Origin of the sequence: Sphingomonas sp. NCPPB 2930, from assembly GCF_042867205.1 — a bacterium.
In the GTDB taxonomy this organism is placed as follows: Bacteria; Pseudomonadota; Alphaproteobacteria; order Sphingomonadales; family Sphingomonadaceae; genus Sphingomonas.
In genome coordinates this window covers 26,663-49,240 of sequence record NZ_JBHZQU010000010.1, presented here as the reverse complement: position 1 = coordinate 49,240, position 22,578 = coordinate 26,663, and the positions used below count along the sequence as shown (strand labels likewise).

General features: G+C 68.2%; 15 protein-coding genes. 12 read left to right on the top strand and 3 right to left on the bottom strand.

Annotated features, from left to right (window positions below; translation table 11 throughout):
• Positions 1–81 precede the first annotated feature (81 nt).
• The 10 genes from ACFX59_RS12470 to ACFX59_RS12425 all read left to right on the top strand — a co-directional run bounded on the left by ACFX59_RS12470 (position 82) and on the right by ACFX59_RS12425 (position 13,019).
• Positions 82–2,007 carry a CHASE3 domain-containing protein gene (locus tag ACFX59_RS12470; RefSeq protein WP_387432599.1) on the top strand — a complete coding sequence of 642 codons (1,926 nt, stop codon included), beginning with the start codon at positions 82–84 and terminating at the stop codon, positions 2,005–2,007.
• On the top strand, positions 2,004–2,489 hold the full coding sequence (locus ACFX59_RS12465) for a chemotaxis protein CheW (RefSeq protein WP_307102387.1): 486 nt from the start codon (positions 2,004–2,006) through the stop codon (positions 2,487–2,489). The genes ACFX59_RS12470 and ACFX59_RS12465 overlap by 4 nt, the downstream gene beginning before the upstream one ends.
• A 72-nt stretch (positions 2,490–2,561) precedes the next feature.
• Positions 2,562–4,481 carry a methyl-accepting chemotaxis protein gene (locus ACFX59_RS12460; protein WP_387432597.1) on the top strand — a complete coding sequence of 640 codons (1,920 nt, stop codon included), beginning with the start codon at positions 2,562–2,564 and terminating at the stop codon, positions 4,479–4,481.
• Between the two features lie 202 nt (positions 4,482–4,683).
• Positions 4,684–6,378: a methyl-accepting chemotaxis protein gene (locus ACFX59_RS12455; protein ID WP_387432595.1), complete on the top strand. Its 1,695-nt coding sequence runs from the start codon at positions 4,684–4,686 to the stop codon at positions 6,376–6,378.
• A complete protein-coding gene (locus ACFX59_RS12450) occupies positions 6,375–6,866 on the top strand; it encodes a chemotaxis protein CheW (protein ID WP_387432594.1) in 492 nt (163 codons plus the stop codon). The genes ACFX59_RS12455 and ACFX59_RS12450 overlap by 4 nt, the downstream gene beginning before the upstream one ends.
• A gap of 69 nt (positions 6,867–6,935) precedes the next feature.
• Positions 6,936–7,787, top strand: a complete 852-nt coding sequence (locus tag ACFX59_RS12445; protein ID WP_309691934.1) for a protein-glutamate O-methyltransferase CheR — start codon at positions 6,936–6,938, stop codon at positions 7,785–7,787.
• Positions 7,787–8,866 carry a chemotaxis response regulator protein-glutamate methylesterase gene (locus tag ACFX59_RS12440; RefSeq protein ID WP_309699585.1) on the top strand — a complete coding sequence of 360 codons (1,080 nt, stop codon included), beginning with the start codon at positions 7,787–7,789 and terminating at the stop codon, positions 8,864–8,866. Before ACFX59_RS12445 ends, ACFX59_RS12440 begins: the two co-directional genes overlap by 1 nt.
• Before the next feature lie 14 nt (positions 8,867–8,880).
• Positions 8,881–10,623, top strand: a complete 1,743-nt coding sequence (locus ACFX59_RS12435; protein WP_387432592.1) for a hypothetical protein — start codon at positions 8,881–8,883, stop codon at positions 10,621–10,623.
• Positions 10,624–10,782: 159 nt separating this feature from the next.
• Positions 10,783–12,507 (top strand): ubiquinone-dependent pyruvate dehydrogenase, encoded by a 1,725-nt coding sequence (poxB, locus tag ACFX59_RS12430; protein ID WP_387432591.1) that lies wholly within the window; start codon positions 10,783–10,785, stop codon positions 12,505–12,507.
• Positions 12,504–13,019, top strand: coding sequence for an FUSC family protein (locus tag ACFX59_RS12425; RefSeq protein WP_307102404.1), 516 nt, complete (start codon positions 12,504–12,506; stop codon positions 13,017–13,019). The genes poxB and ACFX59_RS12425 overlap by 4 nt, the downstream gene beginning before the upstream one ends.
• A gap of 10 nt (positions 13,020–13,029) precedes the next feature.
• On the opposite strand, the gene ACFX59_RS12420 is transcribed toward ACFX59_RS12425, so the two are convergent.
• Genes ACFX59_RS12420 through ACFX59_RS12410 form a run of 3 tightly spaced genes read right to left on the bottom strand, consistent with a single transcriptional unit; the run spans position 13,030 to position 19,215 of the window.
• On the bottom strand, positions 13,030–15,672 hold the full coding sequence (locus ACFX59_RS12420) for a cellulosome protein (protein WP_387432589.1): 2,643 nt from the start codon (positions 15,670–15,672) through the stop codon (positions 13,030–13,032).
• A gap of 14 nt (positions 15,673–15,686) precedes the next feature.
• Complete coding sequence (locus tag ACFX59_RS12415) at positions 15,687–17,093, bottom strand: MFS transporter (RefSeq protein WP_387432588.1); 1,407 nt, start codon at positions 17,091–17,093, stop codon at positions 15,687–15,689.
• Positions 17,094–17,148: 55 nt separating this feature from the next.
• Entirely contained in the window at positions 17,149–19,215 is a 2,067-nt protein-coding gene (locus tag ACFX59_RS12410; protein ID WP_387432586.1) for a TIM-barrel domain-containing protein, read from the bottom strand.
• 63 nt (positions 19,216–19,278) lie between these two features.
• Between ACFX59_RS12410 and ACFX59_RS12405 the strand changes: the two genes are divergently transcribed.
• A complete protein-coding gene (locus ACFX59_RS12405; protein ID WP_387432584.1) occupies positions 19,279–20,346 on the top strand; it encodes a substrate-binding domain-containing protein in 1,068 nt (355 codons plus the stop codon).
• Between the two features lie 211 nt (positions 20,347–20,557).
• Positions 20,558–22,453: a glycoside hydrolase family 127 protein gene (locus tag ACFX59_RS12400; protein WP_387432583.1), complete on the top strand. Its 1,896-nt coding sequence runs from the start codon at positions 20,558–20,560 to the stop codon at positions 22,451–22,453.
• Positions 22,454–22,578: the final 125 nt, after the last annotated feature.

Sequence of the window (22,578 nt, the reverse complement as noted above, 5' to 3'; positions counted from 1 at the left end):
ACCCGCAACGCCGACCGTCATCCGCGCGCCAAGACGCGGAGGCCGCGGCGTGCGCCCTTTTTTCCTCCTTGGGACATCACCATGCTGACGCTGTTCAACAATCTGTCGATATCGAAGAAGCTGACATTATGTCTGGGCGCGATCATCGCGATTACGGTCGGCGTCGACGGGGTGATCCTGTCCAATGCGGGCAAGGTCAAATCGACCACCGAGATCAACGAGCATACCTATAAGGTCATCGCCACGGCGGACGATATCGTCACCAACATGGTCAACCAGGAAACCGGCTATCGCGGTTATCTGGTGTCGGGCAACGATGACTTCCTGAAGCCCTATCACAAGGGCTGGACCGATTTTTCGCATGCCTGGACCGAGGTCAAGGCGATGACCAGCGACAATCCGGCGCAGCAGTCGCGGCTGGACGATATCCGGCGGCTGGCGGAAAGCTGGCATAACGATGTCGCCGAAAAGGCCATCCGCCTGATGGCGCATCCCGAAACCCGCGAAAGCGCGCGCGCGCTGGAGAGTAGCGGTGCGGGCAAGGCGGCGATGGACCAGCTGCGTGGCCGGGTCGGCGAACTGGTCGCCACCGAACGCACCCTGCTCGCCCAGCGGCAGGAGGCGCAGCGGGACGCCTTCTCGACGATCACCCTGGCCATCTGGATCGGCATGGCGGCCAGCGTGCTGGCGGCGGTCGCGATCGGCCTGTTGATGACCCGCACGATCGCCCGCCCCATCGGCCTGTTGTCCCAGGCGTTGGCCCGCATCGCCGAGCCGCTGGCGACCAATCGCCGCGACGAGATCGGGCAGATGCAGGGCAGCGTCGGCGCGGTCGAGGGCGCGTTCGACCAGATTTCGGGCGTGCTGGACGCCGTGTCGAAGGGCGACACGACGGTCGGCATGACCCAGCGTTTCGGCGGCCTCACCGATCAGCTGAACGCCAATCTCGACGCGCTGCGCCGCAGCTTCGAGGGGATCGCCGCCATCGCCGGGGAGATTGCCGGGGGCGACCTGACCGTCCAGCCCAAGCCGCTGTCCGACAAGGACCGGCTGGGCCATGCGCTGGTCACGATGGTCGAGCGTCTGCGCGGCGTCGTCGGCGATGCGACCCAGGCGGCACAGAATGTCGCGAGCGGCAGCCAGCAGCTGTCGTCGTCGTCGGAACAGGTGAGCCAGGGCGCGACCGAACAGGCCGCCGCCGCCGAGGAAGCCTCGGCGTCGATGGAGCAGATGGCCGCCAACATCAAACAGAATGCCGACAACGCCACTCAGACCGAGAAGATCGCACGCCAGTCGTCGCAGGACGCCGAACAGAGTGGTGCTGCGGTGCAGAAGGCGGTCGTCGCGATGCGCACCATCGCCGAGAAGATCGGCATCGTGCAGGAAATCGCCCGCCAGACCGATCTGCTGGCGCTGAACGCGGCGGTCGAGGCGGCGCGCGCGGGCGAACATGGTCGCGGCTTCGCGGTCGTCGCCGCCGAGGTCCGCAAGCTGGCCGAGCGCAGCCAGATGGCGGCGGCCGAGATCAGCGGCATGTCCTCGGACACCGTCACCGCTGCCGTCGAGGCGGGCGAGATGCTCAGCCGCCTCGTCCCCGACATCCGCCGCACCGCCGAGCTGGTCGCCGAGATCAGCGCCGCGTGCCGCGAACAGGATGTCGGCGCGGTCCAGATCAACGGCGCCATTCAGCAGCTCGACAAGGTCACGCAGCAGAACGCCTCGGCCGCCGAACAGATTTCGTCCACCTCGGAGGAACTGGCGAGCCAGGCCGAGGAGCTTCAGGAGAGCATTTCCTACTTCAACGTGGATGACCGCGACCGCGCCGGGGCGGCCCGATCGTCGCGTGCCGCCAAGCCGGCCGATCGCCGGGTCGCCGCCCGAAAGGCCAAGCCCGCGCCGCGTTCCCAGTCGGTTGCCGACCAGCAGGCCCGCGCGCACGGCTTCGCGCTCGACCTGAGCAATGGCGGCCCGGACGGCGAGGACGCCGAATTCGGACGCGCGGCATGAGCGCGCGCGGCGACATCCAGGTCGTGGTCTTCGGGCTGGGGGAGGAGGAATTCGCTCTTCCCGTGACCAGCGTCCGCGAGATCCTGGACCATCGTCCGGCCTATCGGGTGCCGGCCGCGCCCGACTGGTTCCTGGGGCTGACCGATGTGCGCGGCCTGTCGGTGCCGATGGTCGACCTGCGCGCGCGGCTGGGCCTCTCGCCGGTCGAGCCGACGTTGACGACCCGCATCCTGGTCGTCGACCTGGTCGGGGCGGGGGACGTGCCGCTCTCGCTCGGGCTGGTCGTCGACCGGGTGCTCGACGTCAGCATCTTCGCGGCGGACATGATCGAGGATTCGCCCGGTGTCGGCGGCCGATGGCGATCGCAGCAGATCGAGGCGATCCTGCGGCGCGGCACGGGCTTCGTCGCGCTGCTCGATCCCGGTCGGCTGTTCGCGGCGGACGATCTGGACGGCCCCATGTCCCTTGCGGCGGCGGCCTGACTTTCGGGGGCGGTATCGATCGATACCGCCCCGCTTCCTTTTTCAAGAACATAACCTCTTAGGAACAGTAAAATGCGTTTCCATGCCTCGCTCAAGACCACGTCGCATGTCGATGCCGCCACGATGGAGATCACCCGGTTGCAGCGCGCCTTCGCCCAGGGGCGGACGCAGGAGCGGGCCGATCTGACCGGCGCGACCGGCAAGGCGCGCGACATTCTGGTCGCGGTGAACGAGATGATCGAAGCGGCGGCGTCTCCCGCCGCCGCCTTTACCCGGCGGCTGTCGCACATGGCCGCCGAGCATGACCGCGGCGATATCGACGCGATGCTACCGGTCGACGATTTCCACGGCGACCTCGCCGCCGCCGCCCGCCTGGTCAACGACCTGGTCGCCAGCCATATCGCGGTCAAGAAGATGGCGATGGCCTGCGTCAAGTCGCTGGGCGAGGGCGATTTCGAGGCGCCGCTGGCGCCGCTGCCCGGCAAGAAGGCGTTCATCAACGACACGATCGAGCAGCTTCGCGGCAATCTGAAGGGCCTGATCGCCGAGATGAACACCATGTCGGCCGAGCATGATCGCGGCGATATCGACGTCTTCGTGCCGGTCGAGCGGTTCCAGGGCGACTTCGCGGCGATGGCCAAGGGCCTCAACGACATGGTGGCCAACCATATCGCCGCCAAGAAGAAGGCGATGGCCTGCATCAAGCAGTTCGGCGAGGGCGATTTCGACGCGCCGATGGAGCAGCTGCCCGGCAAGAAGGCCTTTATCAACGAGACGATCGAGCTGCTGCGCACCAATTTCAAGGCGATCATCGGCGAGATCCAGCGGCTGATCGCCGCCTCGACCGCGGGGCAGCTGAGCGAGCGGGGCGAGGCCCAGCGTTTCCCTGGCGACTTCGCGCGTCTGGTCCAGGGCATCAACGGGATGCTCGACGCGATCCTGCTGCCGATCGGCGAGGGCAACCGGGTGCTCAATCTCGTCAGCACGGGCTCGCTGCTCGAGCGGGTCGAGATCGCGTGCGAGGGCGATCATCGCCGGATGAAGGATGCGATCAACAATCTGGTCGACAATCTGACCAGCTTTGCGATCAACGTGTCGGGCGCGGCGGATCTGGTCGCGGCGGGCAGCCAGCAGCTGTCCTCCTCGTCGGAGCAGGTGAGCCAGGGCGCGACCGAACAGGCCGCCGCCGCCGAAGAGGCCTCGGCCTCGATGGAGCAGATGGCCGCCAACATCAAACAGAATGCCGACAACGCGACCCAGACCGAGAAGATCGCGCGCCAGTCGTCGCAGGATGCCGAGATCAGCGGGGCGGCGGTGCAGAAGGCGGTCGTCGCGATGCGCACCATCGCCGAGAAGATCAGCATCGTGCAGGAGATCGCCCGCCAGACCGATCTGCTCGCCCTCAACGCGGCGGTCGAGGCGGCGCGCGCGGGCGAACATGGACGCGGCTTCGCGGTCGTCGCCGCCGAGGTCCGCAAGCTGGCCGAGCGCAGCCAGACGGCGGCCGCCGAGATCAGCGGCATGTCTTCGGATACGGTGGCGGCCGCGACCCAGGCGGGCGACATGCTGACCAGGCTGGTCCCCGACATCCGCCGCACCGCCGAACTGGTCGCCGAGATCAGTGCCGCGTGCCGCGAACAGGATATCGGCGCGGTCCAGATCAACGAGGCGATCCAGCAGCTCGACAAGGTGACCCAGCAGAACGCCTCGGCCTCCGAGCAGATTTCGGGCACGTCGACCGAACTGGCGGGCCAGGCCGAGGATTTGCAGGAGAGCATCGCCTTCTTCCAAGTGGCGCAGGAGGCGCGACCGGCGGTGGCCAAGTCGGCGGTGCGCAAGCCCGCGCCGCGTCCGGCGGCGGCCAAGGCGCGGCCCGGCGGCGGACGTGCGGGATCGGTGGCCGACCAGCAGGCGCGCCTGCGTGGCTTCGCGCTCGACATGACCAGCGGCGGCCCGGACGGCGAGGATGTGGATTTCGGCCGAGTCGCCTGACGTCGCCATCGGGGGCGGGGTATCGGGGGCGGGGCGTCGCATTGCCTCGCTCCCGGACGCCATCGCCGCGCAAGGCCGCGTAAAATCGGCACAAGAGCATCCGCTCTGAACCAATCCTTCATCAGTTGCCGGTTAATTGATGATCGGAATTTTATGGGTGATTCGAAACCACCTCGAAAGGTGGTTCTTACGGGGACTGACGATGCGCGCAACCATCAAGATGAAGTTGGCCGGGACATTCGCGGTAGTATTGTTGCTATTGGCGGTGGTCGTCGGGGTCGGCATTTCCAAGATCAACGTTTTGAACACCATGATCGCGGACATCATCGATGGACCGGCCAAGCGTATCCAGCTTTCGTTGACCGCCGATGGCGATATCGGCCGCGCGATTCGCGCCGAAAAGAACATGATGCTGAGCCAGGATGCGGCGGCGAACCGCAATTTCGAGGCGCTGTTCGCGCAATATGACGCCAAGATTCAGGAAAGCCTGAACGGCGGGCTGAAGATCGCCACCGAGCAGGGGCGTCCGGTCTGGACCAAGGCGCTGGAGGACTGGCGCGCCTACAAGGCGGTCAGCGAGCGGGCGCGCGGCCTGGCGATGGAGAATCGCAATGCCGAGGCCGCGCAGATCTCGATGACCGAGGGGCGCACCATCGCCACCAATTTGAGCGAGACGCTGGGCAAGCTGGCGATCATCACCCAGGGGCAGATGGTCAAGGCCAATGCCGAGTCGGACGCGCTCTACGCATCGGCACGCACCACCATGTTCACCACTGCCGCGGTCGCGCTGCTGATCGCGATCTGCGGTGCGGTGTGGATCGCACTGCTGGTGTCCAACGGGCTGCGCAAGGTCGGCGAGGCCATGTCCGCGGTGGCCGAAGGCGACCTGAACAACGAAGTGTCGGTCCGCAGCAATGACGAGATCAAGGATCTGGTCGACACGGTGAACCGCATGACCGGCCGCCTGCGCGACACGATCACCCAGACCGCCCAGGCGGCGCAGAATGTCGCGAGCGGTAGCCAGCAGCTGTCCTCCTCGTCGGAGCAGGTGAGTCAGGGCGCGACCGAACAGGCCGCCGCCGCCGAAGAGGCTTCGGCCTCGATGGAGCAGATGGCCGCCAACATCAAACAGAATGCCGACAACGCCACCCAGACCGAGAAGATCGCCCGCCAGTCCTCGCAGGACGCCGAACAGAGTGGTGCGGCGGTGCAGAAGGCGGTCGTGGCAATGCGCACCATCGCCGAGAAGATCGGCATCGTACAGGAAATCGCCCGCCAGACCGACCTGCTGGCGCTGAACGCCGCCGTCGAGGCGGCGCGCGCGGGCGAACATGGTCGTGGCTTCGCGGTCGTCGCCGCCGAGGTCCGCAAGCTCGCCGAGCGCAGCCAGACGGCGGCGGCCGAGATCAGCGGCATGTCCTCGGACACCGTCGCCGCCGCGACCCAGGCGGGTGAGATGCTGACCAGGCTGGTCCCCGACATCCGCCGCACCGCCGAGCTGGTCGCCGAGATCAGTGCCGCCTGCCGCGAACAGGATATCGGCGCGGTCCAGATCAACGAGGCGATCCAGCAGCTCGACAAGGTGACCCAGCAGAACGCCTCGGCCTCCGAGCAGATCTCGTCCACCTCGGAGGAACTGGCCAGCCAGGCCGAGGAGCTTCAGGAAGGCATCGCCTTCTTCCAGGTCGACACGATCGGCCAAGGGGCTCCCGCCCGCACGCCGCACAATCGCCGCCCGGCCTCGCGCCCGGCCGTCGCCAAGGTCAGGGCCAAGGCTCCGTCGTCCTCGCGGCCCGGTTCGGTCGCCGACCAGCAGGCGCGGGTGCGCGGCTTCGCGCTCGACCTGACCAATGGCGGCCCGGACGGCGAAGACGCCGAATTCGGACGCGCGGCATGAGCGCGGCGGGGGGAGACATCCAGGTCGTGGTCTTCGGTCTGGGGGACGAGGAGTTCGCGCTTCCCGTGACCGCGGTCCGGGAGATCCTGGACCATCGTCCGGCCTATCGGGTGCCCGCCGCGCCCGAATGGTTCCTGGGCCTGACCGATGTGCGCGGCCTGTCGGTGCCGATGGTCGATCTGCGGTCGCGGCTGGGATTGCCGCCGGTCGAACCGACGCTGACGACCCGGATCCTGGTCGTGGACATGACCGGCGCGGCGGGGGCGCCGCTCGCGCTGGGGCTGGTGGTCGATCGGGTGCTCGACGTCAGCACCTTCGCCGCCGACTCGGTGGAGGGCTCGCCCGATATCGGCGGCCGCTGGCGGTCGCAGCAGATCGAGGCGATCCTGCGGCGCGGGGCGGGCTTCGTCGCGCTGCTCGACCCCGCCCGGCTGTTCGGCGCCGATGACGGGCCCGACGCGCTGGCGACTCTGGGCCTGGCGGCCTGATCCTTCTTGCAACCGGCCGCCCGGCGCGGCGGCCGGTCCCTTTCCTTCCGGCGAACAGGAACCGACCCCTTGAGCAATCTGGCCCGCGTGGCAGACACGACCGATGCGCTGCAACCGCGCGATTTCGATCGGCTTGCCGCCTATATCTACAAGGAGTGCGGCATCCGCCTGCCGCCGGTCAAGATCACCATGATCGAGGGGCGGCTGCGCCGCCGGGTGCGCGCCAACGGCCTGTCCAGCCTGCGCGACTATTGCGGCTGGCTGTTCGACGGCAATCATCTGGAGGGGGAGCGCGAGCATCTGCTGAACGCGGTCACCACCAACAAGACCGACTTTTTCCGCGAACCCAAGCATTTCGACTATCTGGTCGATACCGCGCTGCCCAAGATGCACCGTGAGGGCGTGCGCCAGCTGCGGGTGTGGAGCGCGGCCTGCTCGACGGGGGCGGAGCCCTATACGCTGGCGATGCTGCTCGATGCCTATGCCCAGGACAAGGGCGGCCCCGATTTCGGCATCCTGGCGACCGATCTGGACAGCGAGGTGCTGCGCACCGCCCGGCGCGGCGTCTATCCGGCGGCGATGCTGGACCCGGTGCCGACCGCGCTGCGCAACCGTTATGTGATGCGGCCGAGCGATCCCAAGCGCGGCGAGATGCGGATCGTGCCCGCCCTCCGCTCGGCGATCGGCTTCGCGCAGATGAACCTGATGGACGAACGCTATCCGGTGGGCGATGCGATGGACATCATCTTCTGCCGCAACGTGCTGATCTATTTCGACAAGCCGACCCAGGAAAAGGTGGTGTCGCGGCTGGTCGCCTGTCTGCGGCCCGGCGGGTTGATCTTCCTGGGGCATTCGGAATCGATCGCCGGGTTCCAGCTGCCGCTGCGCCCGGTCGCCAACACCGTGTTCGAGCGCGTCTGATGCCGGTCAAGAAAATCCGCGTCCTCGTCATCGACGACAGCGCCAGCGTCCGCCAGGCGATGACCGCGATCCTGTCCGCCGATCCGGCGATCGAAGTGATCGCGGCGGCCGCCGATCCCTTCGCCGCCGCGCGATACATCCAGGAGGAGGTGCCCGACGTCATCACGCTCGACGTCGAGATGCCGCGCATGGACGGCATCACCTTCCTGCGCAAGCTGATGGCGCAGCGCCCGGTGCCGGTCGTCATGTGTTCGTCGCTGGTCGAGGAGGGGTCGGAGACGCTGCTCCAGGCGCTGGAGGCCGGCGCGGTCGACGTGATCCTGAAGCCGCGCGTCGGGGTGGCGGACCATCTGGCCGAGGCGCATCTGATGATCCGCGAGACGGTCAAGGGCGCCGCCACCGCGCGGCTGGGCGCGCGGCGCCAGGGGCGGACCACGGCCCCGGCGCAGAAGCTGACCGCCGATGCCGTCCTGCCGCCGCCGACCGGCCGCGCGATGAGCCGCACGACCGAGATGGTGGTGTGCATCGGCGCGTCGACCGGCGGGACCGAGGCGCTGCGCGAGGTGCTGGAGGCGCTGCCCGCCAATTCGCCGGGCATCGTCATCGTCCAGCATATGCCCGAGAGCTTCACCCGCGCTTTCGCCAAGCGGCTCGACGGGCTGTGCCAGGTCGACGTCAAGGAGGCCGAGGACGGCGACACGGTGATGCGCGGCCGGGTGCTGATCGCGCCCGGCGGCCTGCGCCACACCATGCTGGAACGGCAGGGCGCGCGCTATGTCGTGTCGGTGCGCGAAGGACCGCTGGTCTCGCGCCATCGCCCCTCGGTCGACGTGCTGTTCCGTTCGGCGGCGCGTAACGCCGGGGCCAATGCGGTCGGCATCATCCTGACCGGCATGGGCGACGACGGCGCGCGCGGCCTGCTGGAGATGAAGCAGGCGGGCGCGCGCACCTTCGCGCAGGACGAGGCGACCTCGATCGTCTTCGGCATGCCCAAGGAGGCGATCGCGCGCGGCGCGCATGACAGGATCATCCCGCTGGGCAGCGTCGCGCGCGAACTGCTGCAAGCCACGGCCCGCTGAGAAGGGGAAATACCATGTTGATGGCACGGATCGATACGCCCCTGGCCACCCCCGTCCTGGGACCTGTTCCGGGTGCCCCGTCGGTCGGGGAACTGGCCGATCATCTGCAAGGCGAGATGACGGGGCTGGAGGATGCCTTTCGCCAGACCGGCGAGGCGCTGGCCTCGGCGATCGACACTATCGACGGGCTGGCGCAGGGGCTGGCGGCGATCCGCGAGTCGTTGTCGCCCGAGACCGCCGGGGTCGCCGTCACCCGGCTGCGCGACGTCGCCTATCGCCTGATCACCCTGCCGATGATCCAGGCGCGCCGTGCGGTCGAGGTCGAGACGCTGAACGGCCGCACGCGCGAGCTGCGCGGGCTGCTGGGCGAAGTGGGCATGATCCTGAAGCTGCTCGGCATCTATGGCATGAACATCAAGATCGCCTCCTCGGGCGAGCCGTCCTTCCTGAACTTCGTGGTCGGCATGGACGAGAAGCTGGCCAGCGGCCGGAACGAGCTGCGCCATATCGAACAGGATCTGGGCCAGTTCAACCAGGTCATCGGCGAGGTGCAGGCCGCCGACCAGCGGCTGGCGCGCGAATGCGCGAGCGCCGGGGGAACGGTGCCGTCCGAACTGACCGGCAATGCCAATGCGTTGCAGGACCATGTGAACGCGGTGATGCGCACCACCGACGAGGTGGCGGGCATCATGCGCACCGTGCAGGGCGAGGTGGCGCGCATCCTGGGCGCGATCCAGATCGGCGACAGCGTGCGCCAGCGCGCCGAGCATGTGATCACGATCCTGCGCCGCATCGCGCCCGCGACGATCGGCGACGTGCCGCCGGTGCCGCCCGGCGCCGCCGCGCATCTGGCCCGGCTGGCCGCCGCGCAGATGGAGGCGATGGCCGATGATTTCGGGCGGGAGATCGTCGCGATCGTCCAGTCACTCGAACGGCTGGGGCCGCTGGCCGATCATCTGCGCACGCTGCTGGGTTCGCACAATGCCGATGACGGGCAGATCCTGGTCCGGCTGGAACTGGACATTGCCAAGCTGACCAGCGTCACCGACCAGCTGTGCGACGCCGACGGGCATCTCGCCGAGCTGACCGGCTTCGTCAGCCGGACGCTGGCCGATCTGACCCAGGGGCTCAGCCGGATCCGCAACATCGCGACCAGCGTGCAGGACATCTCGACCAATACCCAGTTGCTGTGCCGTCGCCACGGCACCCTGGGCCGCGCGGTCGCGGTCATCGCCAAGGAGGTCGCCCCCTGCGCCAGCCGTCTGGACCAGTTGAGCGTCGCGGTCGGTCGGCTGGTCGGCGTGCTGGCGGCGATCGATCTGGTGCAGGACAGCACGCAGGACGGCACGGTGCGCACGCGCGGCGCGCTGAACGACGCGCTGGCGGTGGTCCGCGCGGCCTGCGAAAGCTCCAGCGCGGTGATGGCCAAGGGCGATGGCGACGCGCAGCGCGTGCTGGCGTCGCTCCAGGCGAGTGCCAGCGACCTGGCCGAACAGCGCGCCTTTGCCGACACGCTGGCGACCGCTGCGCAGGGGCTGGCCCTCTATGCCGGGCAGCAGGGTCATGCGGCCGATGCGGGCGCGCTGACCGCCGAGGATTTCGCCGCGCTGACCGAGCTGCTGCCCTGGGCGGGAAGCCTCTACACCATGGCGTGCGAGCGGGTGATCCATGCGGACTTCCTGTTGCCCGGCATGGCGGTGCCCGCGCCGTCGGTCGCGGCGGTCACCTTCGACGACGACGATGACGGGCTGTTCTGATCCGGTCCGCGGGCCGCGCCCGTCCCGGCGGCGGGGCGGGCGAGGGTTACGATAGCTTCACCCGTCCGTCACGAAGCCAATCGGCTCACCAATCGTTTCGCTCCTGCAGCATGAACGGGGACCCGCCTGTCCCCGTGGCACAGCAAGGGACCTAGCGAGATGGCCGAGACGATCGCCGACCTTTTGAACCGCACGCTGATCGAGGCGGGTGTGGAGCGAATCTGGGGCGTGACGGGCGACAGCCTGAACGCGTTCAACGATTCGCTCCGCAAGTCGGGCAAGATCGACTGGATGCATGTCCGCAACGAGGAGGCGGGCGCCTTTGCCGCCGGGGCCGAGGCGGCGGCGACCGGCGCGCTGGCGGTGTGCGCGGGCAGTTGCGGGCCGGGCAATCTCCATCTCATCAACGGCCTGTTCGACTGCCACCGCAATCGCGTCCCCGTGCTCGCCATCGCCGCGCATATCCCGTCGAGCGAGATCGGCCTGAACTATTTCCAGGAAACCCATCCGACCGAGCTGTTCCGCGAGTGCAGCCATTTCTGCGAGATGGTGCAGGATGCGCGGCAGATGCCCGAAATTCTCCACCGTGCGATCCGCACCGCGATCGGCCAGCGCGGCGTCGCGGTGCTGGTGATTCCCGGCGACGTCGCGTTGCAGGCCGCGCCCGAGACGCGCGCCATTCCCTTCCCCGCCCTTGCCGCGCCGCGCCTCGTGCCCGATGCGCAGGCGCTGGGGCAGGTCGCCGCGCTGCTCAACGAATCCAGGGCGGTGACGCTGCTGTGCGGCGCGGGCACGGCGGGCGCGCATGACGAGGTGGTCGCGCTGGCCGAGGCGCTGAAGGCCCCGATCGTCCATGCCTATCGCGGCAAGGAATGGATCGAATATGACAATCCCTACGATGTCGGGATGACCGGGCTGATCGGCTTCTCGTCGGGCTATCACGCGATGATGGAGTGCGACACGCTGCTGATGCTGGGCACCGACTTTCCCTATCGCAACTTCTATCCCGAAAAGGCGAAGGTGGTGCAGGTCGACCGCGATCCCAGCGCGCTGGGGCGGCGGGTGCCGCTCGACCTGGGGGTGGTCGCCGATGTCGGCGAGGTCGCGCGCGGCCTGATCCCGCTGATCGCGGGCGAGCGCGACGGGCGCTTCCTGGACAAGGCGCGCGCGCATTACCGCGACGCGCGGAAAGGACTGGACGATCTCGCCACCCCGCGCGACGGCGACAAGCCGCTCCACCCGCAATATGTCGCCCGGCTGGTCGACCGGATCGCGGCCGAGGATGCGGTCTTCACCGCCGATGTCGGCACGCCCGCCGTCTGGGCGGCACGCTATCTGACGATGAACGGCAAGCGGCGGCTGATCGGATCGTTCAACCACGGATCGATGGCCAATGCGCTGCCCCAGGCGCTGGGCGTGCAGGGGGCGTATCCCGCGCGGCAGGTGGTGTCGCTGTCGGGCGATGGCGGGCTGACCATGTTGATGGGCGACATGCTGACCGCCGTGCAGATGAAGTTGCCGGTCAAGATCGTCGTCTTTAACAATCGCTCGCTCGGTTTCGTCCAGATGGAGCAGAAGGCGGCGGGCTATGTCGATACCAATGTGTCGCTGCACAATCCCGACTTCGCCGCCATCGCGCGCGAGATGGGCTATTTCGGGGTGCGCGTCACCCGCTCGGACGCCTTGGAGGAGGCCCTGCGCGCGGCGTTCGCGCATGACGGGCCCGCGCTGGTCGATGTCGTGACCGAGACCCAGGAGCTGATCATGCCGCCCAAGATCCAGGCCGAGCAGGTCAAGGGCTTCAGCCTGTACGCCGCGCGCGCGGTGCTGAGCGGACGCGGGGACGAGGTGATCGAACTGGCCAGGGCCAATCTCTTCCGGTGATCCGGCGGCTTGCCCTGAGGGACTGGGTCGGGCAGCGCCTGTCGCGGGCGGACACGATCCGCAGCGTGGCGTTCGTCGCGCGCTGCACCGGCGCGGCGGTGCTGGCGCTGGTGGTGGCGAACCGGCTGGGGCTCGACCATCCGGTCTGGGCCAGCGTCTCGGCGCTGGTCGTGTCGCAGGACACGCTGGGCGACACGCACCGGTCGCTGAGCTGGCGGATCGTCGCGACGGTGATCGGGGTGGGGGTTGCGGTGCTGGTCGCGCTGATCCTGCACGGGGCGGGGCCGGTGGCGATGCTGGCGGTGGCGGTGGGGATCACCGCCGCCGTCGCGCGGCTGCGCACCGAGCTGCGCGTGTGCATGTGGACCTCGGTCATCGTCCTGCTGACCGTACCGCCCGGCGGCACCATCCTGACCGCCGCGCTCGCCCGCGCGCAGGAGGTGCTGCTGGGCGTCGCGATCGGCGCGGCGCTCCACTGGGTGGCGGAACGGTTGCTGTTCCGCCGGGCCTAGCCGCGGGAGGTCATCGGCCGGGCATTGGCGCGATCGTGATGCGGTCGATATTGGGGGCATAGCGCGACCGCAGCAGGACGCCGGGCCAGGTCTGCGACGCATAGGTGCGGCCGTCCCATTCGGGCTGTTCCTCGCCCGAGATGCGGATCGTGTTCGCACCGGCGCGCAGCGTGACGGGCACCGTCATCTCCCACCAGTTGTTGGCATGGAAGCTGTTGGGGAAGGTGGCGAGCAGCGGTTTGGCGCCGTTGACCGAGATGCGTGCGATCCGGGCGAGCGGGTCGGGATTGTAATGCGTCGCCTTGGACTGTTCGTCGTTGGAAAAGCGGATGGTCAGCGCATAGGTGCCCGCCCGGTCGGCCATGACGCGAGGGAAGGTCAGCGTGTTGCCGTTGCCGGGCGCGCCGCCGATGTCGAACACCGCGCGTCCGCCCTCGGCGCGCGAGGCGGTGCCGATCCGCGCGGTTCCGGCGACCTGTGCCTCCTCGGCCTGATAGCGATACGGGGCGGCGGAGGCAGCCTCGCGGGTGACGCGAAGCGCGCGCAGCACGGGCGATCCGCCTGCGCCGCCGACCACCACCTTGTTGATCCCGCCCAGCAGGAAGGCGCGCCCGTCGGTCAGCGTGCGGCCATTGACCGTCATGCGCGCGGTGCCGCCGCGCATATCCGCCGCCAGCCGCATCGGCCCGTCCTGCGGCGCATAGACCCAGAAGGTCGCGCTCGTCCCCGGCGACAGGGTGACGCCGTCGCCCGCCGGGGCGGGATCGCCGTGCAGCACCGCGTCCTGCACGTCGTACAGCGCGGTCGTCGGCGCTGGATCGGCGGCGGTCAGGGTGATCCGGTCGACCAGCGCATTGCCCTGGGTGTGGCGGCGCCCGTCCCGGCTGCGCGTCGACAGGGTCAGCACGTGCCGCCCCTGAGTCAGCGACAGCACCGTATCGACATGATCGAGCACCGAGGGCTTGTAGCCCAGCGGCAGCAGCAGCTCCGTCTCGCCCGCCGCCTTGCCGTCGATGGTCAGGAAGACGTTGGTCGCCCCCTGCACCTGCGCCAGCGGGTCCTTGTTGAAGGTGCTGGCCAGCACCCGCAGGTCGTAGCGGCCGGTGCGCGGCACATCGACCGCGAAGTCCAGCGCCGCGTCATGGCCGGTCGCGAATCCCTCGACCGAATAGCGGCCCGAGGTGTGGAAGCGATCGACATTGTCGGGCGATCCCTCGGGCCCGCGCAGCGTCAGGCCGGTGCCCCGGCGGGTCGCCTGTTCCGCCTCGTAATCCTGCCGCCAGGGCAGGGTGGGGGCGGCGGGCCGCGCGGCCTGGCCGGGGGTCAGGACCAGCTCATAGGCGGCTTCCTCGCGCAGGGCGGGCAGGCCGTCCTGGCCGAAGCGCATCTCCACCCGCCCGTCGCGGACCGGCAGGACGCGGTCGGCGATCAGGTCGGGCGGGGTGGCGTCGCCCAGCTGGCCGGTCCAGCCGATCTCGCGCACCCGCGCGCGCACCGTCCCGCCGAACAGCGCAGGAATCCGGTCGAGCGCGACGATCGCGTCGCCGCTCTTGCCGCCGAACAACAGCCGCGCCTGCCGCCGGGCGGGATCGAGCGTCGCCAGCCCCTGCAGCGTATAGCTTTGGTCGGGGTGTGGCGGCGTGACCGCCAGCGTATGGCCGCTCATCGTCGCATAGGCGTTGAGCAGCCACCATTGTCCGTTGCCGCGATTGGCCTGCACCGCCGAGTCGCTGAGATTGCCGTCGATATTCCAATAGGCGATGTCGGCATCGACCTTGGAATCCTCGATCGCGGCGACCCATTGCACCATCTGGCCGGGGACGGAGGTGTGGTAGTTATAGGCATATTCGTTGATGTTGATCGGCAGGTGGCGGCCCTGCCACCTGGTCCCGGCGAACAGCCTGTCCTCCCATTGCCGATATTGGCGCACGCTGGTGCGCACCGTCGCCGGGTTGCTGAGTTCGTGCCAGGTGATGACGTCGGGCACCGTGTCGGCCGCGATGGCGTGGCGCAGGAAGCCCTCCACCTCGGGGAACAGGATGCTGGTATTGGGCCCGGCGATCCGCGCATCGGGCATCTCCTGCCGGATCATGCGATAGGCGCGGTCCCAGGCGTCGTTGAAGACGGTCGGGTCCTTCTGCCAGCGCACGCCGTTGCAGCTCTTGGGACCGTCGGCGAACATGTTCCCGTCGGGCTCGTTATAGGGGACGAACACGATGCGGTCGCGATAGCGCTTGGCCATGCCCTTCACCTGGCGGACCTGCGCGCGGAGCTTTTCGATATAGGCCGCGACCGACTGGGCGCAGTCGCCCGTCTTCCAGTTGTACGGGAATTCGCGGTTGATGTCGGTCATGTAGATATAGGTGTCGCCGCCCGACGCATCGGTCAGCAGCGTCGCCACCTCCAGCGCGTCGGCGCCGGGATGCTGCGGCCCGTCCTGCGCCTTGGTCGAGACAGTGCGCAGGCCGATGCCCTCGACCAGATTGGGATGCGGCAACCGCGCATCGTACAGGCCATAGAGCGTACCCGACGCGCCGCCGTGAAAGGCGCCGGTGTCGCTCGACAGGTCGACCGTGATCCGGTCCTGCGCGGTGGCCAAGGTCGCGGTCGATCCGAGCAGTGCGGCAAGCATCAGGCGAAGCGGAGAGGGCATCAGGCGGGCTTTCGTCAGGAGGAGCATGGGGGGCGCTCGGCGGTCATGCGCTCGATCGTCGCGCGGGTCAGGATCAGGCGGGCGGCGGTGGCGGCGAGCGCCAGGTGCATCAGGCCGGGGATGAGGGTCGACAGTGCGCGGATGCCGGTCAGCGACAGCGGCGTCTGGTTGCCCGCCCCCGCCCGGTACGACACGATGACCAGCACCCCGCTGATCAGCACGCCCGCCAGCGCCCAGGCCAGCTTCACGAAGAACTGGTTGAAGGCGAAGCTCATGCCCGAGGAGCGCATGCCCAGCTTCCACTCGCCATATTGGTCGGCGAGCTGGATCAGGGTGAAGTGCAGCGGCAGGGTGCAGCCCAGCACGACGCAGCACAGCCCGACCAGCACCAGCCACAGCATCGGATGGCCGCCCGGCACGAAGAAGGCGGCGAAATGCCCCGCGACCAGGATCAGGTTCACCCCGACATAGACGGTCTTCACGTCGAACCGCCGGGTGAAGAAGGGCACGATCACCGATCCCAGGAACCCGCCCGCCGTCGCGGTGCCGAAGAACAGCGCCTGATAGGTCGTGTCGCCGCCCAGCACATAGGTGATGAAATAGAGGGCGGCGCCTCCCTTGGTATTGAAGATGCCGATCAGCAGCAGCGTCATGACGAAGGTCAGGCGCAGCTGGTCGTTCTTCAGCGTGGTGGCGACCGCGACCTTCAGCGGCACCTCGGCCGAATCGGCGGCGACCACCCGCTCGCGCACGAACAGGAAGCAGATCAGGAACATCGCGACCGCCGCCAGCGACAGGATCGCCACCCCGTCCCGGTAACCGCGCGCGATGTCGGTGCCGCCCAGCTGGCGGACCATGATCGGCAGGCCGACCGACACGCAGAAGGAGGCGATGGCGACCAGCGCGAACCGCACCGACTGGCACGCCACGCCCTCGCGCGCGCTGTCGGTCATGCGGGTGATCAGCGCGCAATAGGGCACGTTGTTGAGCGAATAGGAGAAGGCGAGCAGGAAATAGGTCGCCGCCGCATAGGCGACCTTGCCGTCATAGCCCAGATCGGGCGACTGGAAGGTCAGGAAACAGCTCAGGCCCACGGGAATCGCGGTCCACAGCAGATAGGGGCGGAACCGCCCCCAGCGGGTGGAGGTGCGGTCGGCCATGATCCCGATCAGCGGGTCGGAGATCGCATCGAAGATGCGCAGCGACAGGAACAGGATGCCGACGATCCCCGGCGCCAGCCCGAAGACGTCGGTGTAATAGAAGGTCAGGAAATTGGCGATCAGCCCGGTGACGATCGTGCCCCCGGCATCGCCCAGCCCGTAACAGACCTTTTCGACGAACGGGATCGAAGCGGCGACGGCGGCCTCGCTCCGCTGTGCTCCGTTCGCCGCTATGGCGTGGTCCGCCCCCGATGCCGCCATGACCCTCTCCCTTGCTCCCCCGTCTATCGCCTGACGATTCCGATTCCGCTTTCCCTTATTCCCAACCGTCCCGATCGAAGGCCGCGGCGACCGCCGCGCCGTCGCGCACGAAGACCGGAATATGGTCGAGCGGCGCCGCGACCGACAGGTCGCCGCCGCCTTCGATCAGGTCGCCGTTCCACGCGTCGCGCCACACCCCGGCGGGAAGATAGACGCAGCGCATCGTCTCCCCCGCCGCCGTCACCGGCGCGACGAGCAGGTCGGGGCCGAACATATATTGATCGTCCACCGCCCAGCAGCGCGGATCGTCCGGATGGTCGTAGAACATCGGCCGCATCAGCGGATCGCCGCGCTCGTGCGCATCGCGCATCAGCCCGGCGACATAGGGACGCAACCGCTCGCGAAGCGCGGCATAGCGGCGCAGCACCGCGAAGACCGGCTCGCCGAAACTCCAGAGTTCGTTGCCAGCACCCGTGTCGCATTGCGCCACGCCGTCGCGGAACGGCTCGGGCGGCGGGGTGATGGGGTCGCGATGGCCGTGCATCCGCAGCACGGGGGTGAACACCGCCCATTGGAACCAGCGGACCATCAATTCGTGAAAGGCCGGATCGCCGACATCGCCGCCGTGGAAGCCGCCGATATCGGTCGTCCACCAGGGGATTCCCGCCATTCCCATATTCAGCCCGGCGCTCAGCTGGTTGCGCATCGCCTCGAACGAGGAATGGATGTCGCCCGACCAGACCAGCGCACCGTAACGCTGGCTGCCCGCCCAGGCGCAGCGGATCAGGCTGACGATCTCGGTCTCTCCCTCCGCCGCCAGCCCGTCGTGAAACGCCTGGGCATAATGGAGCGGATAGGCGTTGCCGACCGCCAGCACGCTGCCCGCATGATAGCGATAGGTGTCGAAATCATAGGCGCTATATTCGGGTTCGGCCTCGTCCAGCCAGAACAGCGCCACCCCCTGGTCGCGATAGTTGCGCTTCGCCCTTTCCCACAGAAAGGCGCGCGCGCCCGGATGGGTGATGTCGATGAAGCGGGTATTGCCCAGAAATTCCTGTTGCACGTCCAGCCCGCGATTGGCGCGGACCAGATAGCCCTTTTCGGCCATCTCGGCGTAATTTTCCGACCTGGGGTCGACGGTCGGCCAGATCGAGACGAGCAATTCGGTGCCCATCGCCTTCAACTCGGCGGTCATCGCTGCCGGATCGGGCCATTCGCGCGGATCGAACCGCCAGTCGCCCTGGATCGGCCAGTGGAAGAAGTCGGCGACGATCACCGCCAGCGGAATGCCGCGCCGGTGATAGTCGCGCGCGACCGTCAGCAACTCCTCCTGGGTGCGATAGCGCAGCTTGCTCTGCCACAGGCCCAACGCGAAGTCGGGCATCATCGGCACGGTCCCGGTGACGCGGGCATAATTGCGCACGATCTCGGCGGGGGTGTCGGCGGCGGTGATCCAATAGTCGATCTCGCGCGCGGCGCGTGCGGTCCAGACGGTGCCGTTGGCGGCGAAATGCACCTCGCCCACCGCCGGGTTGTTCCACAGAAAGCCATAGCCTTCGCTCGACACGACGAAGGGGACGCTGGCCTGCGAATTGCGCTGCGCCAGTTCCAGCGAGCAGCCCGCCAGATCGAGATTGGGCTGCTGATACTGGCCCATGCCGTAGAGCCGTTCGCCGCGCTTCGCCTCGAACCGCACGGTGATCGCGGCGACCTCGCCGGGCAGCGGCTTGAACTCGCGCCCCGACAGGCCGAGCGCGCTGATCGTGCGCACCTCGTCGGTGCCGACCGTCCAGAATGTGTTGATCGTATCGCGCTGCCGCCATTTCTCCTCGAGCAGCAGCTGCCCCCGCGCGTTCAGGAAGCGGACCCGGCCCTGAAGGTCGACCTCGGCGGTGATCCGCCCATGGGTGATGCGGGCGATGGCCCCGTCGCGGGTGACGTGCGGCGTGCCGTCATGGGCGACGGTGTCGAGCAGCGCATGGGTCTTGGCATCGGTCGCCGGAAAGGTCGAGGCGCGCAGCCGAAGCCCGTCGGGACCATGCGCCTCGATCCGCAGCCAGTCGCCATTGTAGCGCCATGCGATCGCGCGCGATTCCAGACACAGCGTGTCCAACCCTGTCACCCTCCCGATCTTTGTGCGTCCGTAAACGTTTACGAATAGTGATCGGAACAATCGGGACTGTCAATGACCCTTGTGCGGATCGCGCCGTCCCGCAATCACGGGCGCATGGACATACGCCAGCTCGCCAAGCATTTGGGGCTTTCGATCGGCACGGTTTCGCGCGCGCTGAACGATCGCAAGGATGTCAGCCCCGCCACGCGCGAGCGGGTGATCGCGGCGGCGCGGACCCATGGCTATATTCCCAACCAGTCGGGGCGGACGCTGCGCAGCGGGCGGACGGGCACGATCGGCTTCATGCTGACGCTGGAGAATGACAGCGCGATCCATGGCGACCCGTTCTTCATGGCGCTCCTGGAGGGATTGCAGAGCGGGCTGGGCGAGCATGACCTGGACCTCGTCGTCCTGCTGGCGCGCAAGGGCGAGGACGGGTTGACCTTTTTGCGGCGGCACGTGTCGCGCGGGACGGTCGATGGCTGGGTGCTGTCGGGGACGCAGCAGGACGATGCGCGGATCGCGTTCCTGCTCGAGCGGGGGATTCCCTTCATCGCGCTGGGGCGGACCGCGACGGCGCACGACTATGCCTGGATCGACCTGGATTTCGAGGGGGTGGTGGCCGAGGCGATGAGCCTGTTCACCCAGGCCGGGCACCGGCGCATCGGGCTGGTCGCGCCGCCCGTGTCGATCAACAACAGCCAGATCGTCCTCGCCTGCTACCGCGCCGCGCTGGAGCGGGCGGGGCTGCCCTTCGACCCGGTGCTGGTCCATCATGGCGAGACGGACGAGAGCGATGGCGAGGAAACCGCGCGCGCGCTGATGGCGCTGGCCGATCCGCCGACCGCCTTGCTGCTGATGGGCGAGACCGCGCCGGTCGGGGCCTATCGCGCGCTGCGCAGCATCGGGCTGGAGCCCGGACGCGATGTCGCGGTGATCGGGTTGCGCGACAGTCCGGCGTGCCGGGCGTTGTCGCCCGATCTGACCTGCTTCACGCTGACGCTGGGCGATCTGGGACTGGCGCTCGCCAAAGGCGTGGTCGCCCGGCTGCCGGGCCGGGCGGCGGAGGACGAGCCGCTCGTCCAGCAGCTTTGGCGCATGAGCCTGCGTGCCGGGCGGAGTCATTTGACGGCCTCCTGATCGCCTCTATCTGTCCGACAAGAAACGGCGGTGCCGTGGCGCAATGCGCGCCTTTTGGCCGTCGATCCTCTCCATGCACGAAAGCGGTTGCGAATCCCGACCGAAGCCCGCTACCCCATGGGCAAAGATAAATAGTCGGAGAAGATCGGTGCCCTCATGCTGCCACGCCCCGTCGCGTCGCGACGTCCTTGCCACCGCCAGCGTCGGGGCGATGGCCACCGCCTGGGGCGCGGCGATGCCCGCCAGCGCCTGGGCGCAGAACGGGGCGGGGCTGGGGGCGCGGCCGATCGCCACCGCATCCGCCGCCATGGTCCAGCCCTTCGACATGGCCGATGTCACGCTGGCGGAGGGGCCGTTCCTCCATGCGCAGAAGATGACCGAGGCGTATCTGATGCGGTTGCAGCCCGATCGGATGCTCGCCAATTTCCGCAAGAATGCCGGACTGAAGCCCAAGGCCCCGGTCTATGGCGGCTGGGAGTCGGAGGCCCAGTGGGACGACATCAACTGCCATGGCCATACGCTGGGCCATTATCTGTCGGCCTGCGCGCTCGCCTTTCGCGCGACCGGCGATCGGAAATACCGCCAGCGCATCGACTATATCGCGAACGAACTGGCCGAGTGCCAGAAGGCGGCGGGCACCGGGCTGGTCTGCGCCTTTCCCAAGGGGGCCGCGCTGGTCGCGGCGCATCTGCGCGGCGAACCGATCACCGGCGTGCCGTGGTACACGCTGCACAAGGTCTATGCGGGCCTGCGCGACGCCGCCTTGCTGGCGGACAGCGAACCGGCGCGGGCGGTGCTGATCCGGCTGGCCGATTGGGGCGTCGTCGCCACCAGGCCGCTATCGGATGCGCAGTTCGAGACGATGCTGGAAACCGAATATGGCGGCATGAACGAAATCTATGCCGACCTGTATGTCATGACCGGCAACGCCGATTACCGCCGCGTCGCCGAGCGTTTCTCGCAAAAGGCGATCGTGAACCCGCTGGCGCAGGGGCGCGATTATCTCGATGGGCTGCACGCCAATACGCAGGTGCCCAAGATCATCGGCTTCCAGCGCGTGTTCGAGGCGACCGGCGAGCCGAAATATCAGAATGCGGCGGCGTTCTTCTGGCGGACGGTGGCGCATACCCGCTCCTTCGCGACCGGCGGGCATGGCGATGGCGAGCATTTCTTCGCCATGGCCGATTTCGACAAGCATGTCTTTTCCGCCAAGGGGTCGGAAACCTGTTGCCAGCACAATATGCTGAAGCTGACCCGCGCGCTGTTCCTGCACGATCCGCGCGCCGAATATGCCGATTATTACGAGCGCACGCTCTACAATGGCATCCTCGCCTCGCAGGACCCGGATACGGGCATGGCGACCTATTTCCAGGGCGCGCGGCCGGGCTACATGAAGCTCTACCACACCCCCGAGGACAGTTTCTGGTGCTGCACCGGCACGGGGATGGAAAATCATGTGAAGTATCGTGACTCGATCTACTTCCATGACGACCGCGCGCTTTACGTGAACCTGTTCATCCCCTCGAGCGTGACCTGGGCCGACAAGGGCGCGGTGCTGACCCAGGTGACGACCTTCCCGGAGACGGCGACCACCCGGTTCCAGTGGAAGCTGCGCCAGCCGACCGAACTGACGCTGAAGCTGCGCCACCCGAAATGGAGCCGTACCGCGACCCTGCTGGTCAACGGCGCCGAGGTGGAGCGCTCGGACAAGCCCGGCCGCTATGCCGAGCTGACCCGGACGTGGAAGACCGGCGACACGGTCGAATGGCGGATGGCGATGGAGCCCGGCGTCGAAAGCGCCCCCGCCGCGCCGGAGATCGTCGCCTTCACCTATGGCCCGCTGGTGCTGGCCGGTGCGCTGGGCCGCGAGGGGCTGGCGCCGGGTGCGGACATCATCGTCAGCGAGCGCAAATATGGCGATTACAACAACACGCCGTTCCAGGCCCCGACGCTGGCGGGCGAGCCGGAGGAACTGACGCAGAAGATCCGGGCCTCGGGCAAGCCGCTCGAATTCACCATCCCGGCCGCGGACGGCCAGCCGGTGCGACTGGTCCCGTACCACCGCATCGCGCATGAGCGGTACGCGACCTACTGGAAGTTGGCCTGATCCCGACTCGACCACCCCGGCGAAGGCCGGGGTCCAGTCGCTATCCGATTACGAGATTCCAGAAGATTTGTTCGCGCGGAGGCGCGGAGGGCGCAGAGAGGCTGTCCGATCGGCTGCGGCACGTC